At 69.7% G+C, this 16,518-nt stretch carries 16 protein-coding genes and 1 other annotated feature; of the genes, 8 read left to right on the top strand and 8 right to left on the bottom strand.

Going from position 1 to position 16,518, the window contains the following annotated elements:
- On the bottom strand, positions 1-956 hold a 956-nt coding region (locus SSQG_RS08385; protein ID WP_039932158.1), incomplete at its 3' end, for a streptophobe family protein.
- A gap of 241 nt (positions 957-1,197) precedes the next feature.
- Here SSQG_RS08385 and SSQG_RS08380 point away from each other — a divergent pair.
- Complete coding sequence (locus SSQG_RS08380; RefSeq protein WP_003989299.1) at positions 1,198-3,756, top strand: FHA domain-containing protein; 2,559 nt, start codon at positions 1,198-1,200, stop codon at positions 3,754-3,756.
- Between the two features lie 119 nt (positions 3,757-3,875).
- Here SSQG_RS08380 and SSQG_RS08375 read toward each other — a convergent pair whose 3' ends face one another.
- The 3 genes from SSQG_RS08375 to SSQG_RS08365 form a co-directional block, all read right to left on the bottom strand.
- Positions 3,876-4,616, bottom strand: coding sequence for a transglycosylase SLT domain-containing protein (locus SSQG_RS08375; protein ID WP_003989298.1), 741 nt, complete (start codon positions 4,614-4,616; stop codon positions 3,876-3,878).
- Between the two features lie 342 nt (positions 4,617-4,958).
- On the bottom strand, positions 4,959-6,002 hold the full coding sequence (locus tag SSQG_RS08370) for an S-adenosylmethionine:tRNA ribosyltransferase-isomerase (protein WP_003989297.1): 1,044 nt from the start codon (positions 6,000-6,002) through the stop codon (positions 4,959-4,961).
- A complete protein-coding gene (locus SSQG_RS08365) occupies positions 5,999-6,697 on the bottom strand; it encodes an SDR family NAD(P)-dependent oxidoreductase (protein WP_003989296.1) in 699 nt (232 codons plus the stop codon). Before SSQG_RS08365 ends, SSQG_RS08370 begins: the two co-directional genes overlap by 4 nt.
- Positions 6,698-6,932: 235 nt before the next feature.
- On the opposite strand from SSQG_RS08365, the gene SSQG_RS08360 reads away from it, so the two are divergent.
- The 3 genes from SSQG_RS08360 (at position 6,933) to SSQG_RS08350 (ending at position 9,109) form a co-directional block, all read left to right on the top strand.
- Positions 6,933-8,078 carry a GAF domain-containing sensor histidine kinase gene (locus tag SSQG_RS08360; RefSeq protein ID WP_003989295.1) on the top strand — a complete coding sequence of 382 codons (1,146 nt, stop codon included), beginning with the start codon at positions 6,933-6,935 and terminating at the stop codon, positions 8,076-8,078.
- Positions 8,071-8,712: a response regulator gene (locus SSQG_RS08355; protein WP_003989294.1), complete on the top strand. Its 642-nt coding sequence runs from the start codon at positions 8,071-8,073 to the stop codon at positions 8,710-8,712. The genes SSQG_RS08360 and SSQG_RS08355 overlap by 8 nt, the downstream gene beginning before the upstream one ends.
- Before the next feature lie 154 nt (positions 8,713-8,866).
- The gene (locus tag SSQG_RS08350; protein WP_039932156.1) at positions 8,867-9,109 is read left to right on the top strand and encodes a chaplin; all 243 of its coding nucleotides are present in this window, start codon (positions 8,867-8,869) and stop codon (positions 9,107-9,109) included.
- Between the two features lie 180 nt (positions 9,110-9,289).
- On the opposite strand, the gene SSQG_RS08345 is transcribed toward SSQG_RS08350, so the two are convergent.
- Positions 9,290-10,078, bottom strand: coding sequence for a hypothetical protein (locus tag SSQG_RS08345; RefSeq protein ID WP_003989292.1), 789 nt, complete (start codon positions 10,076-10,078; stop codon positions 9,290-9,292).
- A 161-nt stretch (positions 10,079-10,239) separates the two neighbouring features.
- Here SSQG_RS08345 and SSQG_RS08340 point away from each other — a divergent pair, with 161 nt between their 5' ends.
- The 3 genes from SSQG_RS08340 to SSQG_RS08330 all read left to right on the top strand — a co-directional run bounded on the left by SSQG_RS08340 (position 10,240) and on the right by SSQG_RS08330 (position 12,654).
- Positions 10,240-11,037 (top strand): ABC transporter ATP-binding protein, encoded by a 798-nt coding sequence (locus SSQG_RS08340; RefSeq protein ID WP_003989291.1) that lies wholly within the window; start codon positions 10,240-10,242, stop codon positions 11,035-11,037.
- Positions 11,038-11,131: 94 nt separating this feature from the next.
- Positions 11,132-11,563 carry an NfeD family protein gene (locus SSQG_RS08335; RefSeq protein ID WP_003989290.1) on the top strand — a complete coding sequence of 144 codons (432 nt, stop codon included), beginning with the start codon at positions 11,132-11,134 and terminating at the stop codon, positions 11,561-11,563.
- A gap of 131 nt (positions 11,564-11,694) precedes the next feature.
- Entirely contained in the window at positions 11,695-12,654 is a 960-nt protein-coding gene (locus SSQG_RS08330; protein WP_003989289.1) for an SPFH domain-containing protein, read from the top strand.
- A gap of 128 nt (positions 12,655-12,782) precedes the next feature.
- Here the strand turns inward: SSQG_RS08330 and SSQG_RS08325 are convergent, their stop codons facing one another.
- From SSQG_RS08325 to SSQG_RS08315, 3 genes are all read right to left on the bottom strand, one after another.
- Positions 12,783-13,289, bottom strand: a complete 507-nt coding sequence (locus SSQG_RS08325) for an HNH endonuclease (RefSeq protein ID WP_003989288.1) — start codon at positions 13,287-13,289, stop codon at positions 12,783-12,785.
- Positions 13,290-13,500: 211 nt separating this feature from the next.
- Complete coding sequence (locus tag SSQG_RS08320) at positions 13,501-14,040, bottom strand: YbhB/YbcL family Raf kinase inhibitor-like protein (RefSeq protein ID WP_003989287.1); 540 nt, start codon at positions 14,038-14,040, stop codon at positions 13,501-13,503.
- 40 nt (positions 14,041-14,080) lie between these two features.
- Positions 14,081-14,863, bottom strand: coding sequence for a sporulation protein (locus SSQG_RS08315; protein ID WP_003989286.1), 783 nt, complete (start codon positions 14,861-14,863; stop codon positions 14,081-14,083).
- Positions 14,864-15,008: 145 nt separating this feature from the next.
- On the opposite strand from SSQG_RS08315, the gene SSQG_RS08310 reads away from it, so the two are divergent.
- Positions 15,009-15,650, top strand: a complete 642-nt coding sequence (locus SSQG_RS08310) for a DNA-3-methyladenine glycosylase (protein ID WP_003989285.1) — start codon at positions 15,009-15,011, stop codon at positions 15,648-15,650.
- A gap of 585 nt (positions 15,651-16,235) precedes the next feature.
- Positions 16,236-16,518 (top strand) — a sequence feature (16S ribosomal RNA rRNA prediction is too short).

Genomic DNA, 16,518 nt, shown 5'->3' with positions numbered 1-16,518 from the left:
TCCGGCAGGAAACGGGTCAGCTCACCCGTTGCGCGGCCGTCCCACGGCACGAACAGGCCGATCGGCACGCCCAGCCAGACCCCGTTCGGCGCCCCGAGCAGCGCCGCGCCCGCGATGCGCCGGGGATGGTCGTCGCCGATCGCCGCGTACCCCGCCGCAGAGAGCCCCGCCGCCACCGCCACCAGCGACACGGTCACCACGGCGGACACGGCGGGCCGTACGACCCGGTGTACGGCCTCCCAGCCCGGCGGCAGCGGCGTGCGGCGCGAGGCCAGCAGGGCGACGAGAAGGATCCCGGCCGACCAGACGAGACCGCCGAGCAGTGTGCGCGCGGTGTCGACCGTGAAGCCCACCGCCGCCTGCGCGTCGACCAGGTCGCCGAGCCGGTCCGGCAGCAGCCCGCCGATGTCCCCGACGTCCCCGAGCCCGGGGATCTCCACCCCGCCGCCCCCGCCGCCCCCGGTCAGGTCGTCCAGCCCCAGCGAGCCACCGTCGATCGTGATGACATCGTGCCCCGCCCACGCCAGCCCGCCCAGCATCGCCACGAACAGCGCCACCACCGCGCCCGCACGCGCGAGGAGTTCGGCCGACGAGATCACAACTCCCGCCGCACGCAAGGACCGCAGGAAGAAGTACGACAGCAGCACCGCTCCGACCAGGCTCACCCCCAGTGGCGTGATCTCGATGGCCGTGTCCGCCTGCGCGCCCGACAGGCCGAACACCGACACGTCACCGGACGGCGTGACCGACCCACCCGCCCCCAGGGCCACCACCGCCGCGGTCATCGGCCCCAACGAGCCCGCCGCGTCCGCTTCCAGTAGATGCAGTCCCAGCGCCGCCGTTCCCGCCATTCCGATCAACGCCCAGCTCACGGCGGCGACGGCGGTCAGCAGCGCGTCCCCCCACGGCACGCGTGTGCCGTCGCTCGCCGTCTCGACACCTTTAGCAACACCCATGGCAGACCCCCCGATCCGCTACGCGGCGGGAACACCGCGCATGTCCCCCTCGCGTCGAAATACCACTCTCCGGGCCGTTTTCAACCCCGTCAACGGAAACGGCTGACGCGTCCGAACGCGGTCTTCACTAGGCCCGACTTTCGGTCAGAGGGCCGCTCCTGAAATAGTTCCCCCCGATGTTCGACATCCCTAGACTCCCCATGTCGGGGGTAACTCGGGGGACAACTCAGTGGGGCATGGAGTGCCGGAACTCGTACTGGAATCAAACGGACGTACCTGGACGCTCGATCCGTCCAGGGCATACACCCTCGGACGTGATCCGCAGGGGGACGTCGTCTTCGACGACGCCAGGGTCTCCTGGCGTCACGCCACGGTCAGTTTCAACGGCCGCAGTTGGGTCATCGAGGACCACGGCAGCACCAACGGCACGTTCGTGCAAGGGCAGCGGATCCATCAGATGGAGCTCGGCCCGGGCTCGGCGGTGAACCTGGGCAACGCCACCGACGGACCGCGCCTGAACCTCTCCGGCGCCGCGGCTTCCGTCGCCACGCCGCAGGCCCAGCCTCAGCAGCCGTACGCCGCGCAGGGCGCGAACGCCGGCTGGGCGCAGCAGGCCCCCGCCCAGCAGACGCCGGGGCAGGCCCCGTACCAGCAGCCGCAGCACCAGGTGCCGCAGCAGCAGGCCCAGGCCGGATGGCAGCAGCCCCAGCAGCAAGCGGCACCCATCCCGCAGCAGCAGGGCCCCGGCGGTGCCGCGGGGGCGCCGCCGGTCCACGGTGACCGCAGCCCGACCACGTTCCACCAGTTCTCCCTCGGCCGCGTGATGCGCATCGGCCGTGCCCTGGAGAACGAACTGGTCGTCTCCGACCTCCAGGTCTCCCGGCACCACGCCGAGTTCCACGCCACGCCCGACGGCCGCATGGAGATCCGCGACCTCGGCTCCCACAACGGCACGTACGTCAACGGCCAGCCCATCGCCAAGGGCGGCACGCAGCTGCTCGGCCCGACCGACGTCGTCGGCGTCGGCCACTCCACGTTCCGGATCGTCGGCGACCGGCTCGAGGAGTTCGTCGACACCGGTGAGGTGTCCTTCTCCGCCCGCCACCTGACCGTCACGGTCGACGGCGGCAAGCAGATCCTCAAGGACGTCTCCTTCGGCGTCCCGGAGAAGTCGCTGATCGCGGTCATCGGCCCGTCCGGCTCCGGCAAGTCGACGCTGCTCAAGGCGCTCACCGGCTACCGCCCGGCCGACCAGGGCGAGGTCCTCTACGACAACCGCAACCTCTACAAGCAGTTCGCCGAGCTGCGCCAGCGCATCGGTCTGGTCCCGCAGGACGACATCCTGCACAAGGAGCTGACCGTCAAGAAGGCCCTCAAGTACGCGGCCAAGCTGCGCTTCCCGGCCGACACCACGGCCGCCGAGCGCGAGGCCCGGATCGACGAGGTGCTGCGCGAGCTGAAGCTGGACATCCACAAGGAGAAGAAGGTCACCTCCCTCTCCGGTGGCCAGCGCAAGCGCGTCTCCGTGGCCCTGGAGCTGCTCACCAAGCCGTCGCTGATCTTCCTGGACGAGCCCACCTCGGGTCTCGACCCGGGCATGGACCGTGACGTCATGCAGCTGCTGCGCGGCCTCGCCGACGACGGCCGTACGGTCCTCGTCGTCACCCACTCCGTGGCCGAGCTGGCGATCTGCGACAAGCTCCTGGTGATGGCCCCGGGCGGTGCGGTCGCCTACTTCGGCCCGCCGGAGGAGGCGCTGAACTTCTTCGGCTACGACACCTGGGCCGATGTCTTCTCCGCCTTCGAGAACTACCGCGACTACGACTGGGCGGGCCGCTGGAAGGGCTCGCAGCACTACCAGATGTACGCCGCGGACATCGACGCCGTCGCGCCGCAGTCCGTACAGGTTCCGCCGATGCAGGCGATGAAGCCGCCGAAGCCGCAGGGCTGGATGTCGCAGTTCGTCACACTGGTGCGGCGCTACGTCTCGGTGATCGCGTCCGACAAGGGCTTCCTGGCCCTGATGGTGATCCTGCCGGCCGTGCTCGGCGCGGTGAGCCTGCTCATCGACGCGGACAGGGGCCTGCTGCCCAACCCGGCCAACCCGCAGACCGGCCGCATCATCCCGAACGGCACGGCCACCACGGTGCTGCTGATCCTCGCGGTCGGCGCCTGCTTCGCGGGCGCGGCGAACTCGGTCCGCGAGCTGATCAAGGAACGGGTCATCTACGAGCGGGAGCGCGCGACCGGCCTGTCACGCTCGGCGTACCTGATGTCGAAGGTGTTCGTGCTCGGCATGATCACCGTGCTGCAGGGCCTGCTGGTCGGTGTCATCGGCTTCTCCAGCCGGGAGATCCCGGAGGAAGGCCTGGTCTTCGGCAGCGCCACGCTGCTGGAGCTGTCCGTGCCGATCATGGCGCTGGGCTTCACGTCGATGATGTTCGGCCTGATCATCTCGTCGCTGGTCAAGACCGCCGAGAAGACCATGCCGCTGCTCGTGATGTTCGCGATCATCCAGGTCGTCTTCACCGGCTGCCTGTTCACGCTGCACGGCTCGATCGGCGTCAACCAGTTCTCGTTCCTGATGCCCTCGCGCTGGGCGGTCGCCGCATCGGGTGCCACGCTGGACTTCAACAAGATCAGCCCGCCCGAGACGGCCGGCGACAACGACCCGCTGTGGGAGCACACGGCCGGCGCCTGGGCCATGGACATGGGTGCGCTGCTCGTCCTCGGCGTGATCTGCGGCTTCTTCGTGGCGCGCTTCCTGCGCCGCCACGAGCCGGAGGTCATGCGCAAGTAGTCATGCGCACGTAGTCACGCGCTGCGGTCACAGCTCGACGTGGCCCGAAGGGCGGCACCCCGTCAGGGGGTGCCGCCCTTCGGCGTTCACACGTTCAGCGAGCAGAGGTCCGCGCCACCTCAGTACGCGCTGTCGACGTTGTCCATCGAGCCGTACTTGTCAGCCGCGTAGTTGCAGGCGGCGGTGATGTTGGCGACCGGGTCGTAGATGTCCCAGGAGGTGCCGGCGACGTGCCAGGTCTTGAAGGTCGGCGGGATGACCTGCAGCAGACCCTTCGACGGGATGCCGTTGATGGCGTTGATGTCCCAGTCGTTGATCGCCTTCGGGTTACCCGAGGACTCCCGCATGATGTTGCGGTGGATGCCGTCGTAGGACGCCGGGATGTCGTGCTTCTTCAGGATGTCGAGCGACTCGCGGATCCAGCCGTCGAGGTTGTTCGCGTAGGTCTTCTTGGCGGCCTTCTTGGCGGCCTTCTTGGCCTCGGCGCGCTTGGCGGCGCGGCTCGCGGCCTCCTTGGCCTTGCGCTCGGCCTCGGCCTTCTTCTTCGCGGCCTCGGCCTCGGCCTTCTTCTTGGCGGCGGCAGCGGCGTCGGCCTTCTTCTTGGCCGCGATCTGCTCCGCCTTCAGGCTGGCACCGGCCATCTGGTCGGTGACGCTGGCCTTGACGTCCTTGATCTGCTCGGTGCTGAACGCCACCGCAGCCGGCTGAGCGGCCTCGGTCGTGGTCTTCGTCGAGGCACCGCTCGGCACCGCGGAGAAACCGATGGCGGCGGCGCCGAGGGTGGCGACACCCGCCATGGCGATCTTGTGGTGACGGGTCAGGCTACGACTCTGAACACGGCTGAAGATGTTCTTGGGCATGGTGGTTTGGACCTCTTCGAATAGCGCGGGAGTCGCTCGGCGTCCGGCGTTGGACTCGGTGTGTTTCCGACACGAACGCCGCGGAGGTGAACCACGGCGCTGAGCGACGGCAGCCATTCTTAGCGGCCGCAAAAAAGCGTGGCAAAGGTGTGACGTACGAAAGGAGATAGTGGATCAGGGATGGGCAAATCGGGGCAGACTGGACCGTACGCGCCGCTCAAAAGGTGCGACTTTGTCTCCTACGTCCCTTCGTACGTGACGTGGGTCCTATGCGAGGGCTCACATCGGGTGGAGTTCCGTTTCACTGCCGGTTGCACAAGCGATGCTCTGCGTGAGGGCTCTTCACCGCAGTACGAGGTGCACGTCCCCGAACTCGTGCCACAGGTAGCGGCCCTGCAACGCCGCCTCGTAACCCCGCTCGACCGCCACCCGCCCCGCGACCGCCTCCAGCATCAGCAGATGCGAGGCCTCCGGCTCGTGCAGCCCGGTCAGCAGCCCGTCCACCACACGGACCCCGCGCTCCGGCGTCACCACCAGGCCGGTCCACCCCGCGCGCGGCCGTACGACCCCGTCGGCACCCGCCGCCGACTCCACGGCCCGCACCGCCGTCGTTCCGACCGCGACGACCCGGCCGCCACCGGCCTTCGTCGCGTTGATCAGCCGCGCCGAGGCCTCCGGCACCGCGAAACGCTCCGGGTACGGCGGCTCGTGCGCCTCCGCCGAAGCCACCCCCGTGTGCAGCGTCACCGGCGCGAGCCGCACCCCCCTGCTCACCAGCTCCGCCACCACCCGTGCGGTGAACGGCCGGGCCGCACTCGGCATCTCCGCACTGCCCGCCCCGTCCGCGGACGGCAGCGCGAAGATCGTCTGGTAGACGGACAACGGCTGGTCCCGCTCCGTGTAGGCGTAGCGAATCGGCCGCCCGTGCTCCCGCAGCAGCCCCACCACACCGGGCCCGGCGACCCGCGCCCACCACAGCCGCTCACTCCGCCCGCTCAGCGGCTCCTCCAGCACCAGCCGTACACCCCCCGGCAGGCACACCTCCGTACCCGCGGGCCCACCCGCACGCGGGCGCGTGGTGCCCCGCCCGTCGGGTTCCCGCAGCTCCACGGCCCAGCGGCCGTCGTCCCCGCGTGTGGAGAAATGCACCACCACGCGCGTGTGCCCGGACCATCCGTCCACGGCCGCCGCCAGCGTGGCCGAGGTGTTGACCACGAGCAGATCCCACGCACGCAACACCCGCGGCAGCTCGGTGAACGTGTGATGTGCCACCTCGGTACCCCGCGACACCAGCATCCGTACGGCGTCCCGGTCCAGCCCGGGCCCCCGCTGCTCGACCGGCACCCGGGCCGACAGCTCCTCCGGAACCCGCATGGCCGGCGTCATCGCGCCCCGTCCGCCAGGGCCGGAGCCCCGTACCGCCCGCTGGCCGGCCGCTCGTCCAGCAGCCGCAGGAATCCCGGCACCACAGTGGCCGGCTCCGGCCGCGGGTCGTCATCGTCCGGTACGGCCGCCGCGTACAGGTCCGTGGCCATGTCCCCCGGATCCACCGCCCAGACCCGCAGCCCCGGCTCCTCCACGGCGAGCACCGCCACCAGGTGGTCCAGCGCCGCCTTGGATGCCCCGTAGCCGCCCCAGGTCTCGTACGCCTCCGCCGCCGCGTCCGAGCTGACCGCGACCACGGTGCCCGCCCGGGAAGCCCGCAGCAGCGGCAGCGCCTCCTGGACCAGCCCCAGCCCCGCCACCAGGTTCACCTCGAGCGCCCGCCGCAGCCCCTCCAGGGACAGCTCCTCCAGCCGCACCAGCGGCTCGGCCCCCAGCGCGCTGGCGTTGTGCACCAGCAGGTCGACGCCGCCCAGCCGCCGCGCCGCCGCCACCAGCTCCGCCCGGTGCCCGCCGTCCCTGACGTCCCCGGCCAGGGCGGTCACGCGCGTGCCGTGCGCGGAGACGGCCTCGGCCGCGTCCCCCAGGGCCCGCGCACCCCTGGCGTCGAGCACCAGGTCCCAGCCCCGCCCGGCCAGGGCCTGAGCGAGCGCCCGCCCCAGGCCCTTCGAGGCCCCCGTGATGATCGCAACCGGCATGATCGGCTCCCTCGTCGTGATCGCGTGCCCACAACGTAGGAACGGGGCCGCCCGGACCGCCTCGGACGCGGGCCGCAACCCACCGGGTCCCTTCGCCCTACGTCAGGGGCCCGGCGCCCTCGGTCCTACGCCGCACCGCCCGGCCCCTCGGCCCCGCGACCTAGGCCCACCGGACCGGGCACCCGCGGCCACCGGTCCGATCCGCGCTGTCACAGCCCGCCGGTACCGTGAGGACATGAGCCACGGTCCCCGGTCCGGCCTCGCCGCGGTGAGTTCCGCGTTGCTGGCCATGAGCAGACACCTCGAGGTGCGCGACGTCCTGAAGACGATCGTCGCCTCGGCCCGCGAGCTGCTCGACGCGCAGTACGCCGCGCTCGGCGTGCCGGACGACCACGGCGGCTTCGCCCAGTTCGTGGTCGACGGGGTCAGCGAGGAACAGTGGAAGGCCATCGGCCCCCTCCCGCGCCAGCACGGCATCCTCGCCGCGATGCTGCACGAGGCCAGGTCCGAGCGCCTCGCCGACGTCCGCAAGGACCCCCGCTTCGAGGGCTGGCCGAAGGCCCACCCCGACCTGGTCGACTTCCTAGGGCTGCCGATCCGCGACGGCGACGAGGTGATCGGCGCACTGTTCCTGGCGAACAAGAACTGCCCGAAGCCCGAGGGCAGCTGTGGCTTCACCGCGGACGACGAGGAGTTGCTCGGCATCCTCGCCCAGCACGCCGCGATCGCGCTGACCAACGCCCGCCTCTACGAACGCAGCCGTGAGCTCACGATCGCCGAGGAGCGCTCCCGCCTGGCCCACGAACTGCACGACGCGGTCAGTCAGAAGCTGTTCTCCCTGCGTCTTACCGCCCAGGCAGCGGCCCGCCTGGTGGACCGGGACCCGGTACGCGCCAAGGGCGAACTCCAGCAGGTGGCGGCCCTGGCCGCCGAGGCAGCCGACGAACTGCGCGCGGCGGTGGTCGAGTTGCGCCCCGCCGCCCTCGACGAGGACGGCCTCGTGGCGACCCTCCGGACGCAGATCCGGGTCCTCGACCGCGCCCACTCCGCCCGCGTGACCTTCGCAGGCCGCGGGGTGAAGGCCCTGCCCGCCTCCCAGGAGGAGGCCGTCCTGCGCGTCGCCCAGGAGGCCCTGCACAACGCCCTGCGCCACTCCGGTGCCGACCACGTCGACGTGACCCTGGACCGCCGCGGCGGCGGAGCCGTCCTGCGCGTCACGGACGACGGCACCGGCTTCGACCCGAGCGCGGTCCGCCGCGCGGGCCGCCACCTGGGCCTGGTCTCCATGCGGGACCGGACGAGCGGGGCCGGCGGCACGCTGACCGTGGAATCGGCGCCCGGCAAGGGCACCACGATCGAGATGGAGGTCCCCGGTGGCTGAGGCGATCAAGGTGCTGCTCGTCGACGACCATCAAGTGGTCCGCCGCGGGCTGCGCACCTTCCTCGAGGTACAGGACGACATCCGGGTCGTGGGCGAGGCGGCGGACGGCGCCGAAGGAGTCGACCGCGCGGAGGAGTTGAAGCCCGACGTCATCCTCATGGACGTCAAGATGCCGGGCATGGACGGCGTCGACGCCCTGCGCAGACTCCGCGAATTGGACAACCCCGCACGCGTACTGGTCGTCACCAGCTTCACCGAGCAGCGCACGGTGGTGCCCGCCCTGCGCGCCGGCGCCGCCGGATACGTCTACAAGGACGTCGACCCCGACGCCCTCGCCGGAGCCATCCGCTCGGTCCACGCCGGGCACATCCTCCTGCAGCCGGAGGTCGCAGACGCACTGCTGTCCCAGGAGGAGGCCAACTCGGGGCCGGCAAGAGCCGGTTCGCTCACCGACCGGGAGCGTGAGGTGCTGGGCCTGATAGCGGACGGCCGGTCCAACCGGGAGATCGCCCGCGCGCTCGTCCTCTCCGAGAAGACCGTAAAGACGCACGTCTCGAACATCCTGATGAAACTCGACCTGTCCGACCGGACGCAGGCGGCTCTGTGGGCCGTTCGCCATGGCGTGACCGGCTGACACGCACCCCACGGCAACACGGAAGGTTCCGTTCCAGGCAGAGATTCATACCGTCGTGGGAATGTCCCCCATATGGCGCATCCTCGAGGGATCTCCGCCGTTCTCCAGTGCGTGCTGCGGCGCCTGCCGCGGCAATCGCAAGGAGGGCTCAGAAGTGAAGAACCTGAAGAAGGCCGCTGCCGTGACGATGGTGACCGGCGGCCTGCTGGCCGCGGGCGCGGGCATGGCCTCCGCCACCAGCGCGCACGCCGACGGCAAGGCCGTGGGCTCCCCGGGCGTCGTCTCGGGCAACCTCATCCAGGCCCCGGTCCACGTCCCGGTCAACGTGTCCGGCAACAGCGTGAACGTCATCGGCGTCCTGAACCCCGCGTTCGGCAACCTCGCCGTCAACCACTGACGCACCCCTCCGCCTCCGAGCCGGAGGCGCCCGGCCTCCCAGCCCCACCTGGGAGGCCGTCAGCCTGCGGGCAGTCGTGCCGCTGGGGCGGCACGGGTGGGCGCAGGCGGCACCCGGTTACGCCGGGCTGCGCACCCACCCGCCCTCAGCACCAACGCCGAGCACCAGCACAACCGACCGTCACCGCACCCCCCGCTCCCGCTCCTCCACAACGGAGTTGTACGCCGCGACCTGCGCCCTACGCGCAGTCCGCTCCACCGACCGCAACGCCTCCCGCCGCGTAAAGATCTCGGACGAACTCACCGCACCCCCGTGCCCACTCTCCGTCGCCACGGCGATGAGCGTCCCCACCCGCTGTGCCAATTCCAGCACCCGCACCGCCCGCGACGGATACCCCGGCGCCAGCACCTCCCGCCCCCGCTCGGCCCGCGCCCGATACGCGTCGACCGCCGCCTCCGCCACCGGCCCCGACCCGGCCACATCCAGCCGCGTCAGCACCTCGGTCGCCTCCCGGAGCGCCTCCGCGAGCTCCCGCTCCGCCTCGCCCAGCGACGGCACATCCGCGGGCGGCGCCTCCCGCACGCGCAGCACGTGCCACACGACCTCGACATGCACATCACCTTCGGGCCCGGCCTCGTACACCTCCGGCACCAACCCGAACGCGGCCCCGTGACAGACCACGGCCTCCTCGGCGTCCAGCGCCCGCGCATTGAACTCCGGCGGCCCGCTCAGCCCCAGCGGATGCCCGGGCGCTGGCAGCGCGACCCGCAGCCCGGTCACGCCGAGCGTCCGCATCCGCCCCAGCGCGAGCGTCAGCCCGACCGGAGCCGACTCCCCGGGCAGCCCCTCCACCCGATGCACCGCGTCCTCGCCGACGATGGCGAGCACGGCGTCATCCGGTGAGACAAGTCCGGCCAAAAGGGCATTTCCCCAAGCTGCAAGACGTCCAGCGCGCGGTTCCGAGAGCATGCCCACACCCTAGGACCCTCCAAGGACCGGACCGAGGGAACGCCCGGTACGACCGGTGGCGTAGATTTCATGGAGGGCTGCGCCCACAGGCGCGGCGGACCGAGCCACAGGCGTACGCAACAGCCGAGACCGGCCACACTGCAAGGGGAGACAACGCGCTCATGAGCGATGTTCTGGAGCTTCAGGACGTATCCGTGGTCCGCGAGGGCCGGGCTCTGGTGGACCAGGTCTCCTGGTCGGTCAAGGAGGGCGAGCGCTGGGTCATCCTCGGCCCGAACGGCGCGGGCAAGACCACCCTCCTCAACCTCGCTTCCACGTACCTCTACCCCAGCTCGGGCACCACCGCCATCCTCGGCGAGACCCTCGGCAAGCCCGGCACCGACGTCTTCGAGCTGCGTCCGCGCATCGGCATGGCCGGCATCGCCATGACCGAGAAGCTCCCCAAGCGCCAGACCGTCCTGGAGACCGTGCTGACCGCCGCGTACGGCATGACCGCGACCTGGCACGAGGACTACGAGGAGATCGACGAGCAGCGCGCCCGTGCCTTCCTCGACCGTCTCGGCATGAGCGAGTACCTGGAGCGCAGGTTCGGCACGCTCTCCGAGGGCGAGCGCAAGCGCACCCTCATCGCCCGAGCCCTGATGACCGACCCCGAGCTGCTGCTCCTCGACGAGCCCGCCGCCGGCCTCGACCTCGGCGGCCGCGAGGACCTGGTCCGCCGCCTCGGCCGCCTCGCCCGCGACCCCATCGCCCCCTCGATGCTCATGGTCACCCACCACGTCGAGGAGATCCCCCCGGGCTTCACCCACGTCCTCATGATCCGCCAGGGCAAGGTCCTCGCCGCCGGCCCGCTGGAGCTCGAACTCACCTCCCGCAACCTCTCCCTCTGCTTCGGCCTCCCGCTCGTCGTCGAACAGGTGGGCGAGCGCTGGACCGCCCAGGGCCTCCCGATCTCCTGACCAGGCTCCCGCCCCACAAATCCCAGGGTAAGAACGGCATTTCACACCACGGGCGCCCTGTCGGCGACGGGGCCCGCGGACCTACCATGACCACGTGGACATCGACGCATGGCTGTGGTGGCTGATCGGCGCGACGGCGCTCGGCATCGCGCTCGTGGTCACCGCGATGCCCGAACTCGGCATGCTCGCGGTGGGCGCGATCGCCGCGGCGCTGGTCGCGGGCGTCTTCGGCGGCGAAGCCGTCGCCCAGGTCGTCGTCTTCGCCATCGTCTCGACCGCCGGCATCGCGGTCGTACGGCCCATCGCGAACCGACATCGCGCCCAGCGTCCCCAACTGGCCACCGGCGTGGACGCGTTGAAGGGCAGACAAGCCGTCGTCCTGGAACGCGTCGACGCCTCCGGTGGCCGTATCAAGCTGGCCGGAGAGGTCTGGTCGGCCCGCGCCCTCGACACCGACCGTGCTTACGAAGTAGGCCAGGAAGTGGATGTCGTGGACATCGAGGGGGCCACCGCGATCGTCATGTGACCTCGCACGACGTAACTGAAGAGAACCTCTCGCGAGGTACGCGACGGTCTGTCAGACTCGACCAGCAAGATCTTCGACAACCATAAGATCTGCCGAAGGCGCCGAGGCGGAGAGAGGTACGGGGAACGACGATGGAACCGGTCATCATCGTCCTGATCATCCTGGTGGTGTTGGTCTTCATCGCCCTGATCAAGACGATCCAAGTCATCCCACAGGCCAGCGCGGCCATCGTCGAGCGCTTCGGCCGCTACACGCGGACACTCAATGCGGGCCTCAACATCGTCGTCCCGTTCATCGACACCATCCGCAACCGCATCGACCTGCGCGAACAGGTCGTGCCCTTCCCGCCGCAGCCGGTGATCACCCAGGACAACCTGGTCGTCAACATCGACACGGTCATCTACTACCAGGTGACCGACGCCCGCGCCGCCACCTACGAAGTCGCCAGCTACATCCAGGCGATCGAGCAGCTCACGGTCACCACGCTCCGCAACATCATCGGCGGCATGGACCTCGAGCGGACCCTGACCTCCCGTGAGGAGATCAACGCGGCCCTGCGCGGTGTCCTCGACGAGGCCACCGGCAAGTGGGGCATCCGCGTCAACCGTGTCGAACTCAAGGCGATCGAACCGCCCACCTCCATCCAGGACTCGATGGAGAAGCAGATGCGCGCCGACCGCGACAAGCGCGCCGCGATCCTCCAGGCCGAAGGTGTCCGGCAGTCCGAGATCCTGCGCGCCGAGGGTGAGAAGCAGTCCCAGATCCTGCGCGCCGAAGGTGAGGCCAAGGCAGCCGCCCTGCGCGCCGAGGGCGAGGCCCAGGCCGTCCGTACGGTCTTCGAGGCCATCCACGCCGGCGACCCGGACCAGAAGCTCCTCTCCTACCAGTACCTCCAGATGCTCCCCAAGATCGCCGAAGGCGACGCCAACAAGCTCTGGATCGTCCCCAGCGAAATCGGCGACGCCCTCAAGGGCCTCTCCGGCGCGATGGGCAACTTCGGCGGCATCGGCGGCGGTTCCGGCGGCAACGGAGGCACCCCCGGCGCCGCCGTCCCGGCCCAGGAACGCCGCGAGAAGCCGTCCATCGACTGACAGCACCCACAACGCAACGTTCCCCGCACCCCCTTCCTTCCAGGGGCGCGGGGAACTGCGCGACAAGCCACGCACGACCCGCGAGCCGAGGAACCACCTGAGCTCCTATGAAGGTGCCCGGCGCCGGGTCACGCCGCGTCCAGCACCAGCCAATCCGGCAGCGCCGCGAAGTCGTCCTGCGCCAGAGCCAAGAGCATCGCATCAGCCGGCGTCGGCTCGAACGGCTCCCGGAGCAACGGCATACCCGCCTCGACAGGAGTCCGATTCGCCTTCCGGTGATTGTCCTCCGCACAGGACGCCACCGTGTTCAGCCACGTGTCCTGCCCACCCTGCGACCGTGGGACCACGTGGTCCACGGTCGTCGCCCGCCTCCCGCAGTACGCGCACCGGTGCCGGTCCCGGACCAGCACACCCCGCCTCGACCACGGCGCTCGTCTTCGGAACGGCACCCGTACGTACTGACAGAGCCTGATCACCCGCGGCGCGGGTATGTCGACCGCGGCTCCCCGCATCCGCAGTTCGGGGTGGGCCTGCTCGACGACGGCCTTGTCCTGAAGCACCAGAACGACGGCTCGGTTCAGCGTCACCGTCGACAGCGGCTCGAAGCTCGCGTTGAGTACCAGCGTGTCCCGCATACCAGCCCACCTCCCGTGTGCACCGGCCCACCCCCTGGCGGGCTGGGATCAACTCTGGCCGGGCACGCCGAGATGGACAACGCAATATCTGCTGCTCCCACGGGGGGTGACCCCCGTGACCCCCGGCAACAAAAATGCCCGCTCCTGATCAATTCCAAGACCAGGAGCGGGCAAACGTTGCGTGAACGCCGAGATCGCTCAGCAGTGGGGCTCAGCCTTCGGCGGGCACCTCGTACTCACCGATGAGCTGAGCCCGCCCGAGGGTGTGGAACCGCAGGTTGAAGCCCACGGCGGCCGGAGTGGCGTCCGAGTCCGGACCGAGCTTCTCCTGGTCCACGGCGTACACCGTGAACACATACCGGTGCGGCCCGTCCCCGGGCGGCGGCGCGGCACCACCGAAGTCCTTGCTGCCGAAATCGTTCCGGGCGTGGACCGCCCCCTCGGGCAGTCCCTCGAAGCCGCCGCTGCCCGCACCCGCGGGCAGCTCGGTCACCGAGGCCGGAATGTCGAACACCACCCAGTGCCAGAACCCGCTGCCCGTCGGAGCGTCGGGGTCGTAGCAGGTCACGGCGAAGCTCTTGGTCCCGGACGGGAAGCCGTCCCACCGCAGATGCGGCGAGGTGTTGCCGGCCGCGTGGACCTGAGCGTCCTGGAGCGTCGCCCCTTCCTCGATGTCCTTGCTCGTCACCGTGAACGACGGCACGGGCGGATGGAAGTCGTGGGGGAGCGGCCGCCGCTTGAGCTCGGTCACCTCGGTACCTCCTGATCGGTTCTTGCAGTCGCCCCCGAGCCTAGAACCAGTTGCGCTTGCTGCCGACCTCGGACAGCCACTGGTTGAGGTACGCCGCCCAGTCGGTCCCCTGGTAGTCGCCCAGACCCACCTGGAACGACCGGAAGGTGTCGCTGCCCTCGCTGAACAGGCCCGGCTTCTTGTCCATCTCCAGCACCACGTCCATGGCGTGCTCGTCGGCCACGAAGCTCAGCTCGACCTGGTTCAGCCCCCGGTACTGCTGCGGCGGGTAGAACTCGATCTCCTGGTAGAACGGCAGCCGCTGCCGCGTACCCCGGATCGCACCGCGCTCCATGTCGGCGTTCTTGAACCGGAAGCCAAGCTGGATGAACGCGTCCAGGATCGCCTTCTGCGCCGGCAGCGGGTGCACGTTGACCGGGTCCAGGTCACCGGAGTCCACCGCACGCGCGATCTCCAGCTCCGTGGACACCCCGATGTTCATGCCGCGCAGCGCCTGCCCGTCGATCATCGTGATCGGCGTCTCCCACGGGATCTCCAGCCCGAACTGCACCGCGTGCACCGCGCCCGCCTGCAGCTCGAAGGCCCCGCCCAGCCGCGACTTCGTGAACTCGATGTCCTGCTTGTACTCCTGGTCGCCGCTCTCCACCTCGACCTTGGCCTGCAGCCCGACCGAGAGCCCCTCGATCTGCTGGTTCACGGACCCGCCCTGGATCCGCACCTCACCCTGGACGACACCGCCCGGCACGACGTTGACCTCGTGCAGCACCGTCTCGACCGAAGCCCCGCCGGCCCCCAGGCTCGCGAGCAGCTTCTTGAACGCCATGTCTCTCCCTCTCGCCCACTACGGGTGGATCCCTGATCACTACAAACGCGATCCGGCCGTGGCCGGTTCCATGTCCTCACCCTGGCAAGGCCTGTGCCCGCCTGCCACCCCGCCGCGCCACCCGTCTTTAGTACCCTCGGACGGCATGATCGCGACCCCCGACCGTACGCCCCTGCCCAGGGAGTTCTTCGACCGGCCCGTCCTCGATGTCGCCCCCGACCTCCTCGGCCGCATCCTGGTACGCAGCACCCCGGACGGTCCGATCGCCCTGCGCCTCACGGAGGTCGAGGCCTACGACGGTGAGAACGACCCCGGCTCCCACGCCTATCGCGGCCGCACGGCCCGCAACGGCGTGATGTTCGGTCCGCCCGGGCACGTCTACGTCTACTTCACCTACGGCATGTGGTTCTGCATGAACCTGGTGTGCGGCCCGGAGGACAAGGCGAGTGCGGTCCTGCTCCGCGCGGGCGAGATCATCGAGGGCGCCGAACTGGCCCGCACCCGTCGACTCTCGGCCCGCAACGACAAGGAACTGGCCAAAGGCCCGGCCCGTCTGGCCACCGCCCTGGGCGTGGACCGCTCCCTCGACGGCACGGACGCGTGCACCTCGGAGGAGACCCCTCTCCGCATGCTGAGCGGGACCCCCGTGCCCTCCGACCAGGTACTCAACGGCCCCCGCACCGGCGTGGCCGGCGAGGGGGCCGTGCACCCCTGGCGCTTCTGGATCGCCAACGATCCGACGGTGAGCCCCTATCGAGCCCACGTCCCGAGGCGCCGCCGAAGTTGACGTGCCCTCCCGAGGTGCGTAATGTAGCCCGAGCCGCTTGACCCGGGTACGGCATTCGCCAGCAGCCGGAAGCGGCCAACCCACTACTTAGCTACACCCCTTCAGCAGGGGCGAATCCGGCGTGCCCGCACGTCCGAATTCGATGCCGACGAACTCGATTATGAGTTGGACGGCGAATCGGTTAACGTAGTGAATGTCGAAAGGCCGACGAGCGAAAGCCAAAGCCTCCCGGCAAAACCCGCCGACAGGGAATCGGATCGGAAAGATCTGATAGAGTCGGAAACGCAAGACCGAAGGGAAGCGCCCGGAGGAAAGCCCGAGAGGGTGAGTACAAAGGAAGCGACCGTTCCTTGAGAACTCAACAGCGTGCCAAAAGTCAACGCCAGATATGTTGATACCCCGTCTCCGGCCATCAGGCTGGGACGAGGTTCCTTTGAAATAAACACAGCGAGGACGCTGTGAACGGTCGGGCTTATTCCGCCTGACTGTTCCGCTCTCGTGGTGTAACACCGGATTACCGGTACACATTCACGGAGAGTTTGATCCTGGCTCAGGACGAACGCTGGCGGCGTGCTTAACACATGCAAGTCGAACGATGAAGCCCTTCGGGGTGGATTAGTGGCGAACGGGTGAGTAACACGTGGGCAATCTGCCCTGCACTCTGGGACAAGCCCTGGAAACGGGGTCTAATACCGGATATTGACCATCGCGGGCATCCGTGATGGTGGAAAGCTCCGGCGGTGCAGGATGAGCCCGCGGCCTATCAGCTTGTTGGTGAGGTAATGGCTCACCAAGGCGACGACGGGTAGCCGGCCTGAGAGGGCGACCGGCCACACTGGGACTGAGACACGGCCCAGACTCCTACGGG

It is taken from the genome of Streptomyces viridochromogenes DSM 40736, assembly GCF_000158955.1.
GTDB classification, from domain to species: Bacteria; Actinomycetota; Actinomycetes; order Streptomycetales; family Streptomycetaceae; genus Streptomyces; species Streptomyces venetus.
Note: the sequence above shows the minus strand (reverse complement) of the source record. Positions and strands in the feature narration are given on the sequence as shown.